Origin of the sequence: Enterobacter asburiae (genome assembly GCF_024599655.1) — a bacterium.
Lineage (GTDB): Bacteria > Pseudomonadota > Gammaproteobacteria > Enterobacterales > Enterobacteriaceae > Enterobacter > Enterobacter asburiae_D.
The window spans coordinates 967,698-984,605 of record NZ_CP102247.1 but is presented as its reverse complement, the minus strand read 5'-3'; the positions used below and the strand labels follow the sequence as shown (position 1 = coordinate 984,605).

Sequence of the window (16,908 nt, the reverse complement as noted above, 5' to 3'; positions counted from 1 at the left end):
ACGGCTACATCATTAACACATTGCGTGCTGGACACGCCAACATCTCTTTATTGGGTACATCAGTCCGTGATAAGAAGTGCATCATAAATGAACACCTCATGCTGCGCAATTTTTATACAGCGCTCAGGACTGATTAAATTTAAACAACGGCAGCAGGTAGCGCTGCGCCTCTTCCGTGATTGCCTCGAAGTACTCTGGCTCAAGGGTTCGCCATAAGCGCTGATACCACACATCTTCACCTTCGCCACGCACCATCATGTTACCTTCGTAGGCCTGCATGAATTTACTGCGTGCTTTCTGCAGCGAAGCCTCATCCGTTAACATCGCATCATTCTGCGCGTCATAACAGGCTTTTATCCACGCTCCGCCACTTTCCGGCAGTAACAGGAGCGGTTTGTTCATTCCCTGACGGTAGCCCTCAATGTACAAAGACAGGTACCGTAACGCCTCTTCAGACTCCATCGGCGGGAAGCGCCATTCGCCGTCTTTGCGCACGAAAATCCGGCTTTCACCTTTATGACCACCCGCACTGTAGACAAGATGTTCCAGCCAGAGTTGCACCCCCTGTGAAACGCTCAGCATAGAGGGCCGCCAGCGCAGCAGCCCGTCCGGCTGAACCTGGGTTAACCAGCCCGTGAGCTCTACGCCACTGCAGTTGAGATCGATTTCAATACTTTTGCCCGGCTGCCGACACGCTCTCACGCGCTCCGCCAGGGCGGTCATCTCCTGACACTGCGCCTCCCAGACAATTTCCCCGAACGCCCCATAGGGCAACTGCCCTGCAGCACGGTAGCGGCGGTAAAGTTTGTCAGCATCTTCCTCTTCAACCAGCGCATTCAGCAGCTGGAGGTTTAGCTGATAGCGCTCCAGCCCTTCCAGCGTAAAAGGCTCCGCATCAGGAATTTCGCTCTCTTCAGAACGGAAGTTGACCTGCAATCGTTGCTGGAAGAAGGCCCGCACCGGATGCGCCCAAAACCGCTGAAGCTGTTCGAAGGTCAGGGTTTTAATGGGCAGCGGGTCAAGCGTCTGAATGAAATCCGTGTGCGCATTCCCCTCCCTTTTCGCCGCCGGTAGCCACTCCTGTGCATAGCTCTGGCGCTCGCTGGCCGTGTAGTTCACCGGGTCAAACGGCATGCGGCTGTGGAAACAGGTGATATGGGCTTTCACCCTCTGCTCGGTTTCATCGCAGTTGCGCTCTTCATCCCCCGGCAGATAGTGGCTCTGGCCGATATAGTCCACCAGCTCCTGCACCAGAACGGAGGGAAAACGCTCGCTGTTGTCCTGAATAGAACGGCCGATATAGCTGATATAGAGCTTATTCTGGGCAGAAATGAGCGCCTCAAGGAAGAGGTAGCGGTCATCATCACGGCGGCTACGGTCGCCACGTTTTGGATTTGCGCTCATCAAATCGAACCCCAACGGCGCCAGCGCGCGGGGATAAACGCCGTCGTTCATGCCAAGCAGACAGACCACTTTAAACGGGATAGAACGCATTGGCATCAGGGTGCAGATATTGATGGGGCCAGCCAGGAAACGCTGGCTGATTCGCTCCTGATCGAGCCGCTGCGTCAGCTCATCCCTCAACAGCGACAGCGGGATGGCCTCCTGATAGTGGGAATTCACGCCTTCGTCGATGATAGCCTGCCACTGCGTTTCAATGAGCGCCATTGCCGCTTCGGTGTCACTGTCTGGCAGGAAGAAATCATTAAGCAACGCCCTGCAAACCGGAAGCCACGCGTCAAGCGGACGCGGCTGCAGCAGCTCGTGTCGCCAGCAGTTAAGCTGCATCAGGAGTGACGCTAGATGCCCCACCAGCTCAGCAATTAACCCGCTGGACTCATCGTAAGGCAGTACCTCGTTCCACTCGCCCTGGCTGCTCTCCATGGCGTAGCCCAGCAGCATACGCGTCAGGCCAAATCGCCACGTGTGCTGCCCGGTTGGGGGGAGTTCGAATTCCTGAACATTATCGTCATCGATCCCCCAGCGAACGCCGGACTCATTCACCCACTGGCGAAGGTAGCGCAGACCCTCTTCATTGATGTTGAAGCGTGCAGCCAGCACGGGAACATCCAATAACGCCAGGACATCTTCGGAGATAAAGCGGCTATCCGGCAGTGAAAGCAGAGTGATAAATGCCTGCAGTGCCGGATGCGACTGGCGGGCACGACGGTCAGAGATAGCGTAAGGCAGGTATCGCTCGCCCGTCGCACTGCCAAAGACGGCCTGAATAAAGGGACTGTAGCTGTCGATATCCGCCACCATCACCACAATATCGCGTGGTGTCAGTTCGGGATCGTCCTGCAGCATCGCCAGCAGCTGGTCGTGAAGCACTTCGACCTCACGCTGTGGGCTATGGCAAACATGGATCGTAATGCTGCGATCGTCAGCGTCCAGCTTCCGCTTGCTGTCGCTACGCTCGAACTCATTCGCCGTTACGCCCATCACGGCACGGTTTTCCAGATCCAGAATATCCAGCTGAATATGGTGAAGCAGGCTATCGGGGGTAATCTCGACAAAGGCATCCACGTCGCCTTCCCCTGATGAAGTGATGTCTGAAAGCATGTGAATGTAGTCACGCCCCAGCTTCCCCCATGAGGCAAGCAGCGGATTGGGCAGGTTCTGGATACCGTCTTCATCGAAAAGCTGCCCGGCAGTCGAGCCGTCTTTAAACAGCGGGACGGCACGCTCTTCAAAAAGGCGTTTTCTTTGGCGGGTAACCAGCCGGGCAAGCCAACGTTCGTCGAGGATATCCCCCCAGTATTGTCGGCAAGGGTTGGTAAACAAAATATGGATATCAATATGCTTACCCAGCGCATGTAACGCCTTCAGGTAGACAGGGGGTAATGCGGATATCCCGCAGATAAAGACGCGTGACGGCAGTCGGGCCGGGCGCTCCGACGCATTTTCAAGTATCGAGATGAACCGATCGTAAAGATTGGCACGGTGCCACTTTGGCTGGCCAAGTTTCTCCGTATACGCTACCAGCGCTTTCCACAGCGGTGCCTGCCATATTTGCGCCTCCGGTAGCCCTTCAATCAACTCACCCGCTTCCCAACGAATTAACCAGTCAGAACGGTAAACAAGGTATTGGTCGTAGAGATCGGCAGTGCGCGACGCCAGCTGGAACAGCTTGCGCTTATCGGTATCGTCATTGAGGTAGTGGCGCAGCATGGCGAATTCATCGCGCTGCAGCATGTCCGGCAGCAGCGCCATCAGCTTCCAGCTCATGCTCTGCTTGTTAAAGGCGCTCTGCTCCGGGATGTCCGGCAACACGCGAACGAACATGTCCCAGATAAAGCTCGCGGGCAGCGGGAAATCAATATTCGCGGCTATGCCAAATTTACGGGAAAGCGACATTTGCAGCCACTGTGCCATACCGGTGCTCTGCACCAGCACCATTTCGGGCTCAAAAGGATCGTCAAGCCGCTCGCGCTCAACGATAAATTCCATCAGTGCTTCCAGCACGTCCAGACGATTTGAGTGGTAGACCCTTAACATAGACGCTCCCGACTACTGGCTAACCGGGCAATGCAGACGCGTTATCTCACCGCGCCGCCCCAGAGGAGAAATAAGTGTGACCGTGATGCTGACACATCCTGCGTGCGTTGTCTGCCCCCGACTGGCCTGCCAGCCTGCCGGGAGAACATTTGTTGAGAGCTGAGACTGATTCCAAGCATGGTGCCAGAGCTGGCGATACTGGTTAAACACGCTAAACCGTGCCGCCAGCGCCCGGTGATAACCCGACAGAGCCGTCACGACCATCACCAGCAGCATCATCGCCAGCAGGACCTCCACCATGCTAAACCCTTTTTCTCTGCTCACGGCAGCTGACATAGCGCGTTCTCCTTAAGGGGACAAAAATCACTCCAGCCGTGAGGTGAAAAGCGAATTTTCCCGTCGACAATCTCTCCTGCTCGCCAGAGCAGCATGCCGCTGTCTCCGGCAATCAGCAGCACGCGCGCCTCACTCAGCTGGCGCAAACAAACTCGCCACGCCGATGTCTTTTTGCACTGAACCTGTGGCTCTAACGACCAGCTCTGAACCCGCCCCCACTCAAGCGCGGACTGTACCGTCGCCTGCTGCTGAAGCGAGCGCCTCTCGCCGCCAACGAGCGCGCTAAACGTTGTGAGCTGCTGATTGAACCCCGTGAGGATCAGGGTACCGAGCACCAGCAAAAGCAGAACCAGTGCCAGGGAAGACATTCCGCGTTGACGATTCACAGGTTATACCCCGTAACCGTATAAGAAGCCTGCCAGGGCTCCCCTTGTCCGCCTTTACGCATCGCGGCCAGTTCGATAGTCACCTCTGGCGCAAAACCGGCATGCTCCACTTTCCTCACCACAAAATGCGCGATCGTAAGCCTGTCCGGGTCGGTGAGCTTTTCCCATCCTTTTCCTTCACACGACGTCGCTCCACGCTGGGTTTCCAGCGCGCCAGATTCCAGACGAAAACCGGTGCTGTCATTTTCTGATGCCGTGTTATCCCAGTTGCCGTTACTGTTGGCATCCCACCGCACGATGACGCAGCCTCCAGTCCTCGCGGTCACCAGCGCCTGTCCCTGACAGTTTCCCGCACAGTACCCCGCACGCTGAAGCTGCTTGCCCAGGGCAAACAGGTGTTGCCAGACCTCTTCCTCCAGCTCTCTCTGGTCGGATTGCAGTAAAACTACCCGCTGCAATCCGGGTAAAAAACGCGATGCGCTTATCAGCAAAAGGCTGCTTATCGCCGTGGCAATCAAAACTTCAGTCAGTGAGAAACCGCGCTGCCTCATCAACATGAACCGCCCTCCGAGACCTTACACATCCTGATGCGTCCTCCATTTGAGACAACAATCAGCCATGCTCCGGCACGGCTTTGAACGCGTATCCGCCCCGCCCATGCCGTATCCCTTAATCCATAGAACGCCAGCGACGGCGTGACCTCACTGACCTCGACCTCAGGCCAGAGCGGAATCAGCACAAAGGGACTGCCCTTATCACAGCCCTGCACGGCTGAGCTCGCCAGACAGTCCTGGTCTCCCACTCGCTGACGGGTAATTAGATGGTCGCGGTTGTGGCGGTTGGCATGGTTGCGCAAAAACAGCAGGTAATCTCGCACCTGGCTGGCGGTTTGCCACAGCCGCTGCTGCCGTTGCCAGCTGTCCCAGCCGTACAGTCCTGAGGCGCTGAGGATAACGACAAGAGAAACCGCGACCAGCGTTTCGATAAGCGTAAAACCGTTCTCTTTTTTCATACCGGAAGTGTGGCGAAGCGCCGTGAAGATGACGAGCGACGGATCCTCGTTTTACGAGGCGTTATCAGGAGAATTGGGAGAGTTGCAGCGCGTTGCACGCTTTGTGGATAGCGCCTCGGGAAACGGGATAACGGCAAAAAAAAACCGGCGCTAAACAGCACCGGTTGTGTCACGCTTTATCGCATCAGATAGCGACAGGCGCTTTGATGCCAGGGTGCGGGTCGTAACCCTCAATCTCGAAATCATCAAAGCGGTAGTCGAAGATTGATGCCGGTTTGCGTTTGATAATCAGCTTCGGCAGCGCTCGCGGTTCGCGGGTCAGCTGGAGATGCGTCTGTTCCATATGGTTGCTGTAAAGATGGGTATCCCCACCGGTCCAGACAAAATCACCCACTTCGAGGTCGCACTGCTGCGCCATCATGTGGACTAACAGCGCATAGCTGGCAATGTTAAACGGCAGGCCGAGGAACACGTCACAAGAGCGCTGGTAGAGCTGACAGGAAAGCTTTCCATCCGCCACATAGAACTGGAAGAACGCGTGGCACGGTGCCAGCGCCATTTTATCCAGCTCGCCGACGTTCCAGGCGGAAACGATGATTCGGCGCGAATCCGGATCGTTTTTCAGCTGGTTCATCACGGTGGTGATCTGGTCAATATGGCGGCCATCAGGCGTTGGCCATGCTCGCCACTGCTTGCCGTAAACCGGGCCCAGGTTGCCGTTTTCATCTGCCCACTCGTCCCAGATTGAGACGTTATTTTCGTGCAGATACGCAACGTTGGTATCGCCTTGCAGGAACCAGAGCAGTTCATGAATGATCGAGCGCAGATGGCAGCGCTTTGTCGTCACCAGCGGGAAGCCTTCTTGCAGATTGAAGCGCATCTGGTGGCCAAAAATGGAGAGCGTACCGGTGCCGGTGCGGTCGTTTTTCGGCGTGCCCTCATCGAGCACTTTTTTCATCAATTCAAGATACTGTTTCATGGTTCCTCAGGAAATTTGTTGCTGTGGACGGCGACGATACGCCCAAATCATCATAATGGCACCCGCGACAATCATCGGAATGGAGAGGATCTGCCCCATGCTGATGTACTGTACCCACTCGCCGGTAAACTGTGCATCTGGCTGACGGAAGAACTCGACGATAATACGGAATGCGCCGTAGCCGATCAGGAACAGGCCGGAGACAGCGCCCATCGGACGCGGTTTGCGGATAAACAGGTTGAGGATGATAAACAGCACCACGCCTTCCAGCGCCAGTTCGTACAGCTGAGACATATGGCGCGGCAGCACGCCGTAGGTATCGAAAATGGACTGCCACTCCGGATGTGATGGCAGCAGCGCGATATCTTCTGCACGAGAGCCCGGGAAGAGCATCGTGTACGGCACGCTCGGATCGACGCGACCCCACAGCTCACCGTTAATAAAGTTGCCCAGACGGCCAGCGCCGAGACCAAACGGGATCAGCGGTGCGATAAAGTCTGAAACCTGGAAGAAGTTGCGTTTGGTGCGTTTGGCAAAAATCACCATCACCAGGATCACCCCAATCAGGCCGCCGTGGAAGGACATGCCGCCGTCCCAGACGCGGAACAGATAGAGAGGATCATTCAGGAATACCGGGAAGTTATAGAACAGCACATACCCAATACGGCCACCGAGGAACACGCCGAGGAAGCCCGCATACAGCAGGTTTTCAACTTCGTTTTTAGTCCAGCCGCTGCCCGGACGGCTGGCGCGACGGCCAGCGAGCCACATGGCAAAAATGAAGCCCACCAGGTACATCAGACCGTACCAGTGAAGCGAAACAGGTCCTACTGAGAAAATGACCGGATCAAATTCCGGAAAATGCAGATAACCACTGTTCATCTGTCACCACAAGATGTTGTTATTCCGCTGAAAGTGGACAGCGGTAGAAATGCGATTCTGCTGTAAGCAGAGGCTCCAAAGTTGCGAATCATAGCACAAGGCGGGCGCGGAGGATGCGCCAGAGATGTAAAAGATGTGTATAGGGTTTTATGCGCGCTGGCGCCCTCACCCACAGGGAGAGGGCGAAAGACGATTAGCGGCCGCCGCGGATCAGGCCACCCATACCGCGTCGTTCCATAAACGCCGCGACCTGATGACGAACCTCAGCTGCCAGCTGCGCGTCAAGGCTGCGTTCAGCCAGCTCGCGGGCATCATTGATGTCGATATGCCGCAGCAGGTACTTCACGCGGGCGACGGCGCGACCGTTCATCGACAGATGGCGGAATCCCAGACCAATCAGGATCGCAACGCACATTGAATCCCCCGCCATTTCGCCGCACAGGCGTAAATCAATGCCGTACTGCTCCGCTTCTCGGGCAATCATCGCTAAGGCGCGAATGATCGCCGGATGCAGGCTGTCGTAGATACTGGCGACGCGGGTATTGTTACGGTCGACGGCCAGGATATATTGCGTCAGGTCGTTCGTGCCGACAGAGATAAAATCAACGCGGTTTGCCAGCTGCGGCAGCATAAAGACCATTGACGGCACTTCAAGCATCACCCCGATACGTGGTTTCGGGATCGCGTAGCCGATCATCTCTTCCACTTCACGGCCGGCACGTTCGATCAGTCGCCGGGACTCGTCGATCTCATCAATGCTGGTGACCATCGGCAGTAAGATGCTGAGATTGCCCGTCGCCGCGTTGGCGCGCAGCATCGCACGCACCTGGATCAGGAAGATCTCCGGCTGGTCGAGCGTAATGCGGATCCCACGCCAGCCCAGGCACGGGTTTTCTTCGCTGATTGGCATATAGGGCAGCTGTTTATCCGCCCCGACGTCCAGCGTTCGCAGGGTGACAGGTTTGTCGTTAAACATCTGCAACATCCCCTGATACTGCGCCACCTGCTCCTCTTCGGAGGGGAAACCGCTCTGCAGCATAAACGGAATTTCAGTACGGTACAGGCCAATACCGTCGATGCGGCTGCCAAGCTTTTCTTCATGCTCCGGGCTTAAACCGGCGTTGAGCATGACTTTGATCCGCTCACCGCTCTTCAGCTGTGCGGGGAGGTTAACGTCATCTTCCGCCAGCTTGCTTAATTCATTCTCTTCGCTGATAAGACGCTGGTATTCCTGGAGCAGAACCGGCTCAGGATCGACCAGCAGCTCACCGCGATAGCCGTCAACCACCAGCGTACGGCGGTGCAGTACCGACGGCTGGATATCCGCGCCCATAACGGTTGGAATACCCAGCGCGCGCACCATAATGGCGGCGTGTGAGTTGGAGGCACCATCGCGCACCACCACACCGGCCAGCCGGTCCTGAGGCAACTCAGCCAGCGTCGTTGCCGAGAGTTCATCGGCGACCAGAACAAACCGTTTTGGCCAGGCATTCGGCCCCTGAATGGTGTCATCGAGATGGAACAGCAGGCGCTGTCCCAGGGCGCGGAGATCGCCAGCCCGCTCTTTCAGGTAACCGTCGGTCAGTGCCGCAAATTGATCGGCAAATTTTTCGATGACCTTCTTAACCGCCCACTCTGCGACCGAGCCTTTGTCCACTTCCGCAAAAAGCTCACGACGCAGACGCGCATCGGAGAGCAGGTGCGAATAGAGGTCGAAGATGGCCGCCGTCTCTTTTTGTGCGCCTGCGGCAAAGCGCTTGCTGTAACGACGAAATTCATTCGCCGCCTCTTCCAGCGCGGCGGTAAGACGCTCGCGCTCAAGCGCTTCATCAAGCGTTGAGGCTTCGTAAACCTGCTCCATTAGCGGCAGGGTGGCGTCCATCCAGCCTTCCGCTATCGCCACGCCTGGCGATGCCGGAAGGGCACGAATGCGCGTATGGCGATACTGACCAAAGAGCGCGGCAAGCTGAGACTGGGAGAGGATCGCCGCCATCTGCGTGGCCAGCGTGACGAGGAAAGACTCTTCGCTTTCATCGTACTGACGTAGCTCGCGCTGCTGGACGACCAGCACGCCGAGCAGCTGGCGGCGCTGGATAATCGGCACGCCAAGGAAAGCGCGGAAGCGCTCTTCTTTTACGGAAGGGATGTATTTAAAGCTGGGGTGTTTTTGCGCGTCAGCAAGGTTGATGGGTTCCGCCAGCCGACCAACCAGACCGACGATACCTTCATCAAAGGCGAGCGTTACGGTGCGTCCACGTGGTTTTTTCAAACCACGGGTCGCCATCAGGTAATAGCAGCGCCGATCGTGGTCGGCCAGATACACCGAACAGACCTCGGTCTCCATCGCAAGACAGATGTCAGTGACCAGAATATTCAGCGCCTCGTTCAGACGCGGAGCACTGGCCACCTTCTCGACTATTTCTCGCAAGCGGGTGAGCATGATTTGCGTAGCTTAACCTCTTTTACGTCGCCATGCAGGTGCGCTCTGCGGCTTAGGCGGGATCTCCTGAAGCTGCATTACCACACTTGCAAACTCTTTCATCACCCTACGGTAAACATCGCGTTTAAATGACACGACCTGACGAACAGGATACCAATAGCTCACCCAGCGCCAGCCATCGAACTCCGGCGTGCTGCTGGTTTGCATATTGATGTCTGAATCGTTGCCCACCAACTGCAACAGAAACCACTTCTGTTTCTGGCCGATACAAACCGGCTTTGTGTCCCAACGCACCAAACGTTTCGGTAACTTGTAACGCAACCAGTTGCGGGTCGAAGCCAGGATGCGAACATCTTTTCGGCTTAAACCGACCTCTTCAAAAAGCTCCCGGTACATCGCTTGTTCTGGGGACTCTCCCGGATTGATCCCGCCTTGCGGGAACTGCCAGGAGTGCTGACCATATCGCCGGGCCCACATTACCTGGCCCTGACGATTACAAATTACTATTCCTACGTTCGGGCGGTAGCCATCGTCATCAATCACCGGACTACCCCAAACTAAACCTTATATATGAATGATTGTTTCACACTACAGGGAGGCGGTAAACCACTCTCTTACAGGGCTGCAACCTAATAACATTTGAATAACTCACAAATAAGTGCTGAGTTATAAACAGATGAGCGTCAGTGAAGGGAATTTTATTCACCTTTTCTGTGGATATAGTTGTGAAGAAGTGTCTGATTACCGATGAACAACCTGAAACACCGCCGAGTCCCCTCTTTTACCTGAATTCAATAATGCACTTATTTTCATAGTGTTACATGCAATTTCATGGGCATAACACAGAATAGCGTGACGATCGTCACATCAGGGATCGTCGTACTGATGAAAGATCGAACAGCGTCGGTTTTATCCACAGATTGTGCCAATAAGTTAGTCACAATTTGTTTGAAAATTCGATTTTCATCGCACGTCAAGGCTGTAAATTGAAACAGTAGTTAGGGTTATGCCCAGTTATCCCATTTTTCTGTGGATAACATGGTGTAAGATCCTGTTCATTGTCAGTGACCAGATTTGAACAACCGGTTTTCTGATTCAGGTGAAACGATTTCAAACCAATAAAAAAACCTATAAATCATAGACATGGAATATTGGTACAGAAATAGTTAAACTCTATCCACAGGGGACAATTTCTTCGTTTATTTTTTAATCAAAAGGTTACCTTCATGCATCCGCTTACACCCTTGCTCTCACCGCCGTCCAGCGAAGGCCAGTTGCTACAGCAGGCACAGCGTCTGGCAGGCTTTTCGCTTGGCGAACTGGCGGCAATGGCAGGGCTTCAGATCCCGAAGGATCTGAAGCGGGATAAAGGCTGGATCGGCATGCTGCTTGAACTGTGGCTGGGCGCCAGCGCAGGGAGCAAACCCGAGCAGGATTTTTCAGCACTTGGCGTGGAGTTAAAAACCATCCCTGTAGACCGCCAGGGCAAGCCCCTTGAGACCACCTTCGTCTGCGTTGCGCCATTAACCGGCAACACCGGCGTGACGTGGGAAACCAGCCACGTTCGCCACAAGCTGAAGCGCGTGCTGTGGGTACCGGTTGAAGGTGAGCGTCAGATCCCCCTGGCTGAGCGTCGCGTTGGCGCGCCGCTGCTCTGGAGCCCGAACGACGATGAAGAGCATCAGCTGCGGCTGGACTGGGAGGAGCTGATGGACATGATTGTGCTTGGGCAGGTAGAGCGCATCACCGCCCGACACGGAGAAGTATTACAATTGCGCCCGAAAGCGGCCAACAGTAAAGCGCTTACCGAGGCAATCGGCGCGCAGGGCGAGCCGATACTGACGTTGCCGCGCGGTTTTTATCTCAAAAAGAATTTCACCGGCGCACTCCTGGCACGTCATTTTCTGTTAAAAACATAGTTTTTTACTTATTTTGCGAGCTCCCAAACATAATCGACTGCTTTTTAAGATTTTACCGCTTCCTCCTGTTGCAATATCGGGTTAAAACTAAACTATGATTTGATACGCGCCAGATGAGGACGATAACGATGAAAAAATGGGCAGTGTTAGTTTCAGCAGTCGGTTTAGCGTTTGCCGTATCGGGCTGTAGCAGCGATTACGTTATGGCGACAAAAGACGGTCGAATGATCCTGACCGACGGCAAACCCGAAGTCGACGATGATACCGGTCTGGTCAGCTACCGCGACCAGGAAGGCAATAAAATGCAGATCAATCGCGACGAAGTATCGCAAATTATCGAGCGATAAACAGAGAGAGGTCAGTCGCTTGCTGGCCTTTTTGATTTTTTTCTTCCCCTTTTGCTTCCCCTCTGCCATGTTTATATTCCTTTGTCGGGCACGCCCTGACGCGGTCTATAAGTCTACTGAGGAAGCCGGCTATGCATTATCACCGTATCCCCCACAGCGCACTGGAAATAAGCCAACTGGGGTTGGGCACGATGACATTTGGTGAACAAAACAGCGAAGCCGATGCCCATGCACAACTCGATTACGCGGTCAGCCAGGGGATTAACCTGATTGATGTCGCGGAGATGTACCCTGTTCCTCCCCGTCCGGAAACGCAGGGACTCACCGAAACCTACGTCGGTAACTGGCTGGCAAAACACGGCAACCGTGAAAAGCTGGTGATTGCCTCAAAAGTCAGCGGTCCCGCGCGCAACAACGATACCGGGATCCGCCCGAATCAGATCCTCGATCGCAAGAATATCCGCGCCGCACTGGACGCCAGCCTGAAGCGCCTGCAAACCGACTACCTTGACCTGTATCAGGTGCACTGGCCGCAGCGCCCAACCAACTGCTTTGGTAAGCTCGGGTACAGCTGGAATGAGAGCGCCCCCGCCGTAACGCTGCTGGAAACGCTGGAAGCGCTGACCGAGTGCCAGCGCGCGGGAAAAATCCGCTACATTGGCGTCTCTAACGAAACGGCCTTTGGCGTAATGCGCTATCTGCACCTTGCAGATAAACACGATCTGCCGCGTATCGTCACCATCCAGAACCCGTACAGCCTGCTTAACCGTAGCTATGAGGTGGGTCTGGCCGAAGTGACGCAATATGAAGAAGTGGAACTGCTCGCCTATTCCTGTCTCGGCTTTGGCACGCTGACGGGGAAATACCTGAACGGCGCGAAACCGGCCGGGGCGCGAAATACCCTCTTTAGCCGCTTTACCCGCTACAGCGGCGAGCAAACGCAAAAAGCCGTTGCAGCCTATGTGGATATCGCAAAGCGTCACGGCCTTGACCCTGCGCAGATGGCGCTGGCCTTCGTGCGTCGTCAGCCGTTTGTTGCCAGCACCCTGCTGGGCGCGACCACGATGGAACAGTTGAAAACCAATATTGAGAGTTTCCACCTGAACCTGAGTGAAGAGGTGTTAGCGGAGATTGAAGCGGTGCATCAGGTTTATACGTACCCTGCGCCGTAACCTGATGCTTTTGCCCGGTGGCGCTGCGCTTACCGGGCCTACAGGTGCGCAAACGTAGGCCGGGTAAGGCGAAGCCGCCACCCGGCTATATATATCAACGCCGACGCTGCCAGATCCACAATCCCGCAATCGCCAGCGCGAAGAGCCCACCAAACCCGACGCCAATCCCCACCACCGGCACGCCAACTTTCACCGCCAGCGAGTAGAGCCCCAGCATCAACAGCATCGCCAGGTTTTCACCCAGGTTTTGTACCGCGATGGCATTCCCCGCCCCGACGGTCTGCTTGCCACGCTCCTGCAGCAACGCGTTCAGCGGCACCACGAAGAAACCGCCCAGAATACCAATCAGAATGAGGAGGACATAGGCAGGCAATAACGCATGTTGCAGCGAGAAAATCAGCACCACGGCGCCAATCAGGATCCCTGCGGGCATGCAGCGTGCTACCGTCTCGAGCGTCACCAGCTTCGCCGCCGCGCCTGCCCCCACCACAATGCCGATGGCCACCATCGCATTCAGATAGGTCGGCGTCGCGTTGTCAGTAATCCCCAGCGCCACGGGCACCCACAGCACCAGCAGGAAGCGCAGCGTGACGCCCGCGCCCCAGAACATACTGGTTCCCATCAGGGAGAAACGCGTTTCTCCGTTACGCCACAGCACGCGACAGGCGGTAAAGAAACTGCCGGTCATCGGTTTAAAGCGCCAGGATTGCCCCGGGCGAGCCACAGGCAGTTTGGGAATAAACAGGTTCGCCACGACCGCGCCGCCATACACCGCCGCGCATACGCCCAGTGCCGCCAGGACATGCCAGTCGGCCAGCACGCCGCCCGCCACGGATCCGAGCAGGATGGCAGCAATGGTTGACGACTCCATCAGGCCGTTGGCTTTCACCAGCTTATCGCCCGTGGTCAGTTCTCCGAGAATGCCATACTTCGCCGGAGAGTAGGCGGCGGCGCCAATGCCCACCAGCGTGTAGCCAATAAACGGGTTGAAGCCAAAGCAAATGCTGGCGGCACCCAGCAGCTTGAGACCGTTGGCAAACATCATCACCCGTCCTTTAGGGAAGCTGTCTGCCACCTGCCCAACGAACGGAGCAAAAATAATGTAAGCGCCCACAAACACCATCTGCAGGATCGGCTGGCTCCAGTCGGGGTAAAATTCGGCCTTCAGCAGCGCCAGAGTGGCAAACAGCAGCGCGTTATCACCAAACGCAGAGAGAAACTGTGCGGCGATAACGGCCATCATGCCTTTCGATCTGAGCGATGTGTTAGTGTGTACTGACTCACGCATTTTGCTGTTCCGCCTCTTCAACCATGGCTTTCAGGCTCACGAAATCGGGCTTCCCGCTACCCAGCACCGGGAGCTGCTTCAGGAAGCGAATATCGCGCGGCACTGCCAGTTCAGGGATACCGTGTTCACGCGCATAGCTCAGTAACCTGTCGCGCTTAAGCTCGCCGTCGGTCGTAAACAGCACCAGCGCCTCGCCTTTGCTGGCATCGCTCTTCACCACCGTCGCATGCATCTTATCTGCGGACACGGCCGTCGCCAGCTGCTCAACCATTTCCAGAGAGACCATTTCACCGGCGATTTTGGCGAAGCGTTTCGCACGTCCCTGAATCTGAACAAAGCCTTGTTCATCAAAACGGACAATATCACCGGTGTCGTACCAGCCGGTTTCAATCTCGCCGTTGACGTTTTCCGCCGTCGGGACCTCCAGCACGCCTGGGTTTTCCACGCGCAGATAACCGTTCATCACGTTTGGCCCTTTCAGCTGCAGACGGCCACCGTCCTCAATGCCCGGCACGGCCAGCAGACGCGCATCCATTCCCGGCAGAATTCGGCCCACCGTACCCGGCTTCGCCGCCATCGGTACGTTAATCGAGACCACGGGAGCACACTCGGTAACGCCATAGCCTTCGAGAATGCGCAGGCCGAACTTGTCCTGCCAGATCTGACGCGTGCTCTCCTGCAGTTTTTCCGCACCGGCCACCACATACCGCACGCGATAGAAGTCATACGGATTGGCGAAACGCGCGTAGTTGCCGAGGAACGTTGAGGTGCCGAACAGCACGGTGCAGTTACGGTCATACACCAGCTCCGGCACAATGCGGTAATGCAGCGGGCTTGGATAGAGGAACACTTCTGCGCCGGTCAGCAGCGGCGTAAACAGCCCCACCGTCAGGCCAAAAGAGTGGAACAGCGGCAGCGCAGACATAAAACGGTCATCCGCGGTAAAGTCGGCGATGCTTTTAATCTGCTCAACGTTCGCCAGAATGCTCTTGTGGCTGTGGACGACGCCTTTCGGGTTGCCCTCCGATCCCGACGTGAAGAGGATAATCGCGTCATCTTCCGGCTGCTGTTTGACCTGTGCCAGACGCGGCATCAGCAGGTGGGCAAAAATCCACAGCTTGTCGCCGGTGGTGACGTCCGCTTTCAGATCCTCCAGGAAGACCCAGCGCACCTGGGTGAGCTGCTCGGGAAGATGCCAGAGCTTGCCTTTGTCCAGGAACTGACGAGAGGTAAAGACGGTATTAATCTGGGCCGCGGTGATGGCGCTGGTCAGCCCTTTCACGCCCGCCGTGTAGTTCATCATGGCCGGGATGCGCCCCCGGGAAACCGCACCAAAAATCACCGCCGCGCTGATGCCCGCGTTAGGCAGCATCAGGCCAATTTTCTCGCCCTTCTTGCTGTACTTCTCAAGAATACGGCCCACAAACAGGGTCTTGGTCAGCAGTTTGCGATAGGTATCCGGAGTAAAGTTGATGTCTTCGATGCAGTTTTTCTTCGCGCCATAGCGGTACTGCGCGGAAAGCAGAGATTCGTACAGCGTTTCGCGCGGACGCACGGCCATGCGCGCTTCCATCATAATCTGGTGCAGCATTTCTCCGGCGATTTTACGGCGATCGCGGGCACGCGGCGCGTCCGGCATCGGTAACGACGTTGGCGGCAGAATATGCAGCGTGATTTTTGGGAACAGACGCTGCTTCACCCGCCCCTTCAGGCGGCTGAAATGGCTCAGCTCTGCGCCTTCAATGCGCAGCGGCACCACGGTCGCTTTTGATTTCGCCGCGACAAACCCCGCGCCGTCGTAGATTTTCATCAGCGAACCGGTCACTGAAATACGCCCTTCCGGGAAAATGACCACCGGACGACCCTGCTCGACCAGACGTACCAGATGCTTAATCATCATCGGCTTTGTCGGGTCGAGCGGCACAAAATCAATCAGCGGCGTGAGCCAGCGCATGTACCACTGCTGGCTAATAGAGGTATAGACCGCAAACACCGGGCGCACGGGCAGAAACAGCGCCAGCAGGATGCCATCTATAAAGGAAACATGATTTGGTGTGATAAGAACGCGTTCGCCGCGAAGCGCCTGGGCATCGCCAGTAACGCGGATGCGAAAGAGAATACGGAATAGTGTACGGAAGAACCCAAATAGCATCTCAACTCCCTTTGCCAGCCAGTGTGGAGGGTTGATAGTAAATGGTGGCAGATTACACGAGAAGTGATACGGGAGCGACAGCAAAAGTGGAGGCGAAAAAAAACCTGCGCATCCGCGCAGGTTGGTGCAAGAGATGAGTACGAAACCGTACTAAGAATTCTCACCAATCAATACCTCTGGGATCTTGATTCTGGCCGTTCACCCTGCGCTTCGCCAGCAGGAAAACGCAAGGGAATGAGCCGAAGTGCAACCAGGTGTGAATATTCTCTGTTGCTGTTACAGGTTGAACTGTCAGGCAAAAAAAAAACCTGCGTAAAAACGCAGGTTGGTGTAAAGCGTGTTAATCAACCGGAGTTGATTCCACCTATCAATACCTCTGGGATCTCGACTGTATCAACCTCTTTGACGTCACCGCCATCGGACAATCGCAACAGCCTGAGGCAAAGTGTAACCAAAGGTTCAGATTGACATTCTTCAGACATGACTGCGCGTGTAAC

The 16,908-nt window shown here is 55.7% G+C and carries 14 protein-coding genes; 3 read left to right on the top strand and 11 right to left on the bottom strand.

All coding sequences use genetic code 11. The annotated features are described in order from the left end of the window. Positions 1 to 123 precede the first annotated feature (123 nt). The 9 genes from recC to rppH all read right to left on the bottom strand — a co-directional run bounded on the left by recC (position 124) and on the right by rppH (position 10,076). Positions 124 to 3,498 (bottom strand): exodeoxyribonuclease V subunit gamma, encoded by a 3,375-nt coding sequence (gene recC / locus NQ230_RS04805; RefSeq protein WP_257260223.1) that lies wholly within the window; start codon positions 3,496 to 3,498, stop codon positions 124 to 126. A gap of 12 nt (positions 3,499 to 3,510) precedes the next feature. Continuing rightward, positions 3,511 to 3,834 (bottom strand): prepilin-type N-terminal cleavage/methylation domain-containing protein, encoded by a 324-nt coding sequence (locus NQ230_RS04800; protein WP_159514829.1) that lies wholly within the window; start codon positions 3,832 to 3,834, stop codon positions 3,511 to 3,513. Beyond that, on the bottom strand, positions 3,819 to 4,220 hold the full coding sequence (locus NQ230_RS04795) for a DUF2509 family protein (protein ID WP_159514830.1): 402 nt from the start codon (positions 4,218 to 4,220) through the stop codon (positions 3,819 to 3,821). Before NQ230_RS04795 ends, NQ230_RS04800 begins: the two co-directional genes overlap by 16 nt. Further along, positions 4,217 to 4,777: a prepilin peptidase-dependent protein gene (locus NQ230_RS04790; RefSeq protein ID WP_159514831.1), complete on the bottom strand. Its 561-nt coding sequence runs from the start codon at positions 4,775 to 4,777 to the stop codon at positions 4,217 to 4,219. The genes NQ230_RS04795 and NQ230_RS04790 overlap by 4 nt, the downstream gene beginning before the upstream one ends. After that, positions 4,771 to 5,232: a prepilin peptidase-dependent protein gene (locus tag NQ230_RS04785; protein ID WP_121424567.1), complete on the bottom strand. Its 462-nt coding sequence runs from the start codon at positions 5,230 to 5,232 to the stop codon at positions 4,771 to 4,773. The genes NQ230_RS04790 and NQ230_RS04785 overlap by 7 nt, the downstream gene beginning before the upstream one ends. A gap of 184 nt (positions 5,233 to 5,416) precedes the next feature. Next, on the bottom strand, positions 5,417 to 6,211 hold the full coding sequence (thyA, locus tag NQ230_RS04780) for a thymidylate synthase (protein ID WP_014885081.1): 795 nt from the start codon (positions 6,209 to 6,211) through the stop codon (positions 5,417 to 5,419). A 6-nt stretch (positions 6,212 to 6,217) separates the two neighbouring features. Further along, positions 6,218 to 7,093 carry a prolipoprotein diacylglyceryl transferase gene (gene lgt / locus NQ230_RS04775; RefSeq protein WP_023309046.1) on the bottom strand — a complete coding sequence of 292 codons (876 nt, stop codon included), beginning with the start codon at positions 7,091 to 7,093 and terminating at the stop codon, positions 6,218 to 6,220. Positions 7,094 to 7,286: 193 nt separating this feature from the next. Then, on the bottom strand, positions 7,287 to 9,533 hold the full coding sequence (gene ptsP / locus NQ230_RS04770; RefSeq protein WP_257260217.1) for a phosphoenolpyruvate--protein phosphotransferase: 2,247 nt from the start codon (positions 9,531 to 9,533) through the stop codon (positions 7,287 to 7,289). Positions 9,534 to 9,545: 12 nt separating this feature from the next. After that, the gene (rppH, locus tag NQ230_RS04765; RefSeq protein WP_013098553.1) at positions 9,546 to 10,076 is read right to left on the bottom strand and encodes an RNA pyrophosphohydrolase; all 531 of its coding nucleotides are present in this window, start codon (positions 10,074 to 10,076) and stop codon (positions 9,546 to 9,548) included. A 683-nt stretch (positions 10,077 to 10,759) separates the two neighbouring features. On the opposite strand from rppH, the gene mutH reads away from it, so the two are divergent. From mutH to NQ230_RS04750, 3 genes are all read left to right on the top strand, one after another. Further along, positions 10,760 to 11,452 (top strand): DNA mismatch repair endonuclease MutH, encoded by a 693-nt coding sequence (gene mutH / locus NQ230_RS04760; protein WP_121424569.1) that lies wholly within the window; start codon positions 10,760 to 10,762, stop codon positions 11,450 to 11,452. Positions 11,453 to 11,580: 128 nt separating this feature from the next. Further along, positions 11,581 to 11,799, top strand: a complete 219-nt coding sequence (locus tag NQ230_RS04755) for a YgdI/YgdR family lipoprotein (protein ID WP_008499668.1) — start codon at positions 11,581 to 11,583, stop codon at positions 11,797 to 11,799. Between the two features lie 131 nt (positions 11,800 to 11,930). Next, positions 11,931 to 12,971: an NADP(H)-dependent aldo-keto reductase gene (locus NQ230_RS04750; RefSeq protein ID WP_038417288.1), complete on the top strand. Its 1,041-nt coding sequence runs from the start codon at positions 11,931 to 11,933 to the stop codon at positions 12,969 to 12,971. A gap of 94 nt (positions 12,972 to 13,065) precedes the next feature. Here NQ230_RS04750 and lplT read toward each other — a convergent pair whose 3' ends face one another. Beyond that, positions 13,066 to 14,259: a lysophospholipid transporter LplT gene (gene lplT / locus NQ230_RS04745; protein WP_257260213.1), complete on the bottom strand. Its 1,194-nt coding sequence runs from the start codon at positions 14,257 to 14,259 to the stop codon at positions 13,066 to 13,068. Further along, positions 14,252 to 16,411: a bifunctional acyl-ACP--phospholipid O-acyltransferase/long-chain-fatty-acid--ACP ligase gene (gene aas, locus NQ230_RS04740; RefSeq protein ID WP_257260211.1), complete on the bottom strand. Its 2,160-nt coding sequence runs from the start codon at positions 16,409 to 16,411 to the stop codon at positions 14,252 to 14,254. Before aas ends, lplT begins: the two co-directional genes overlap by 8 nt. Positions 16,412 to 16,908: the final 497 nt, after the last annotated feature.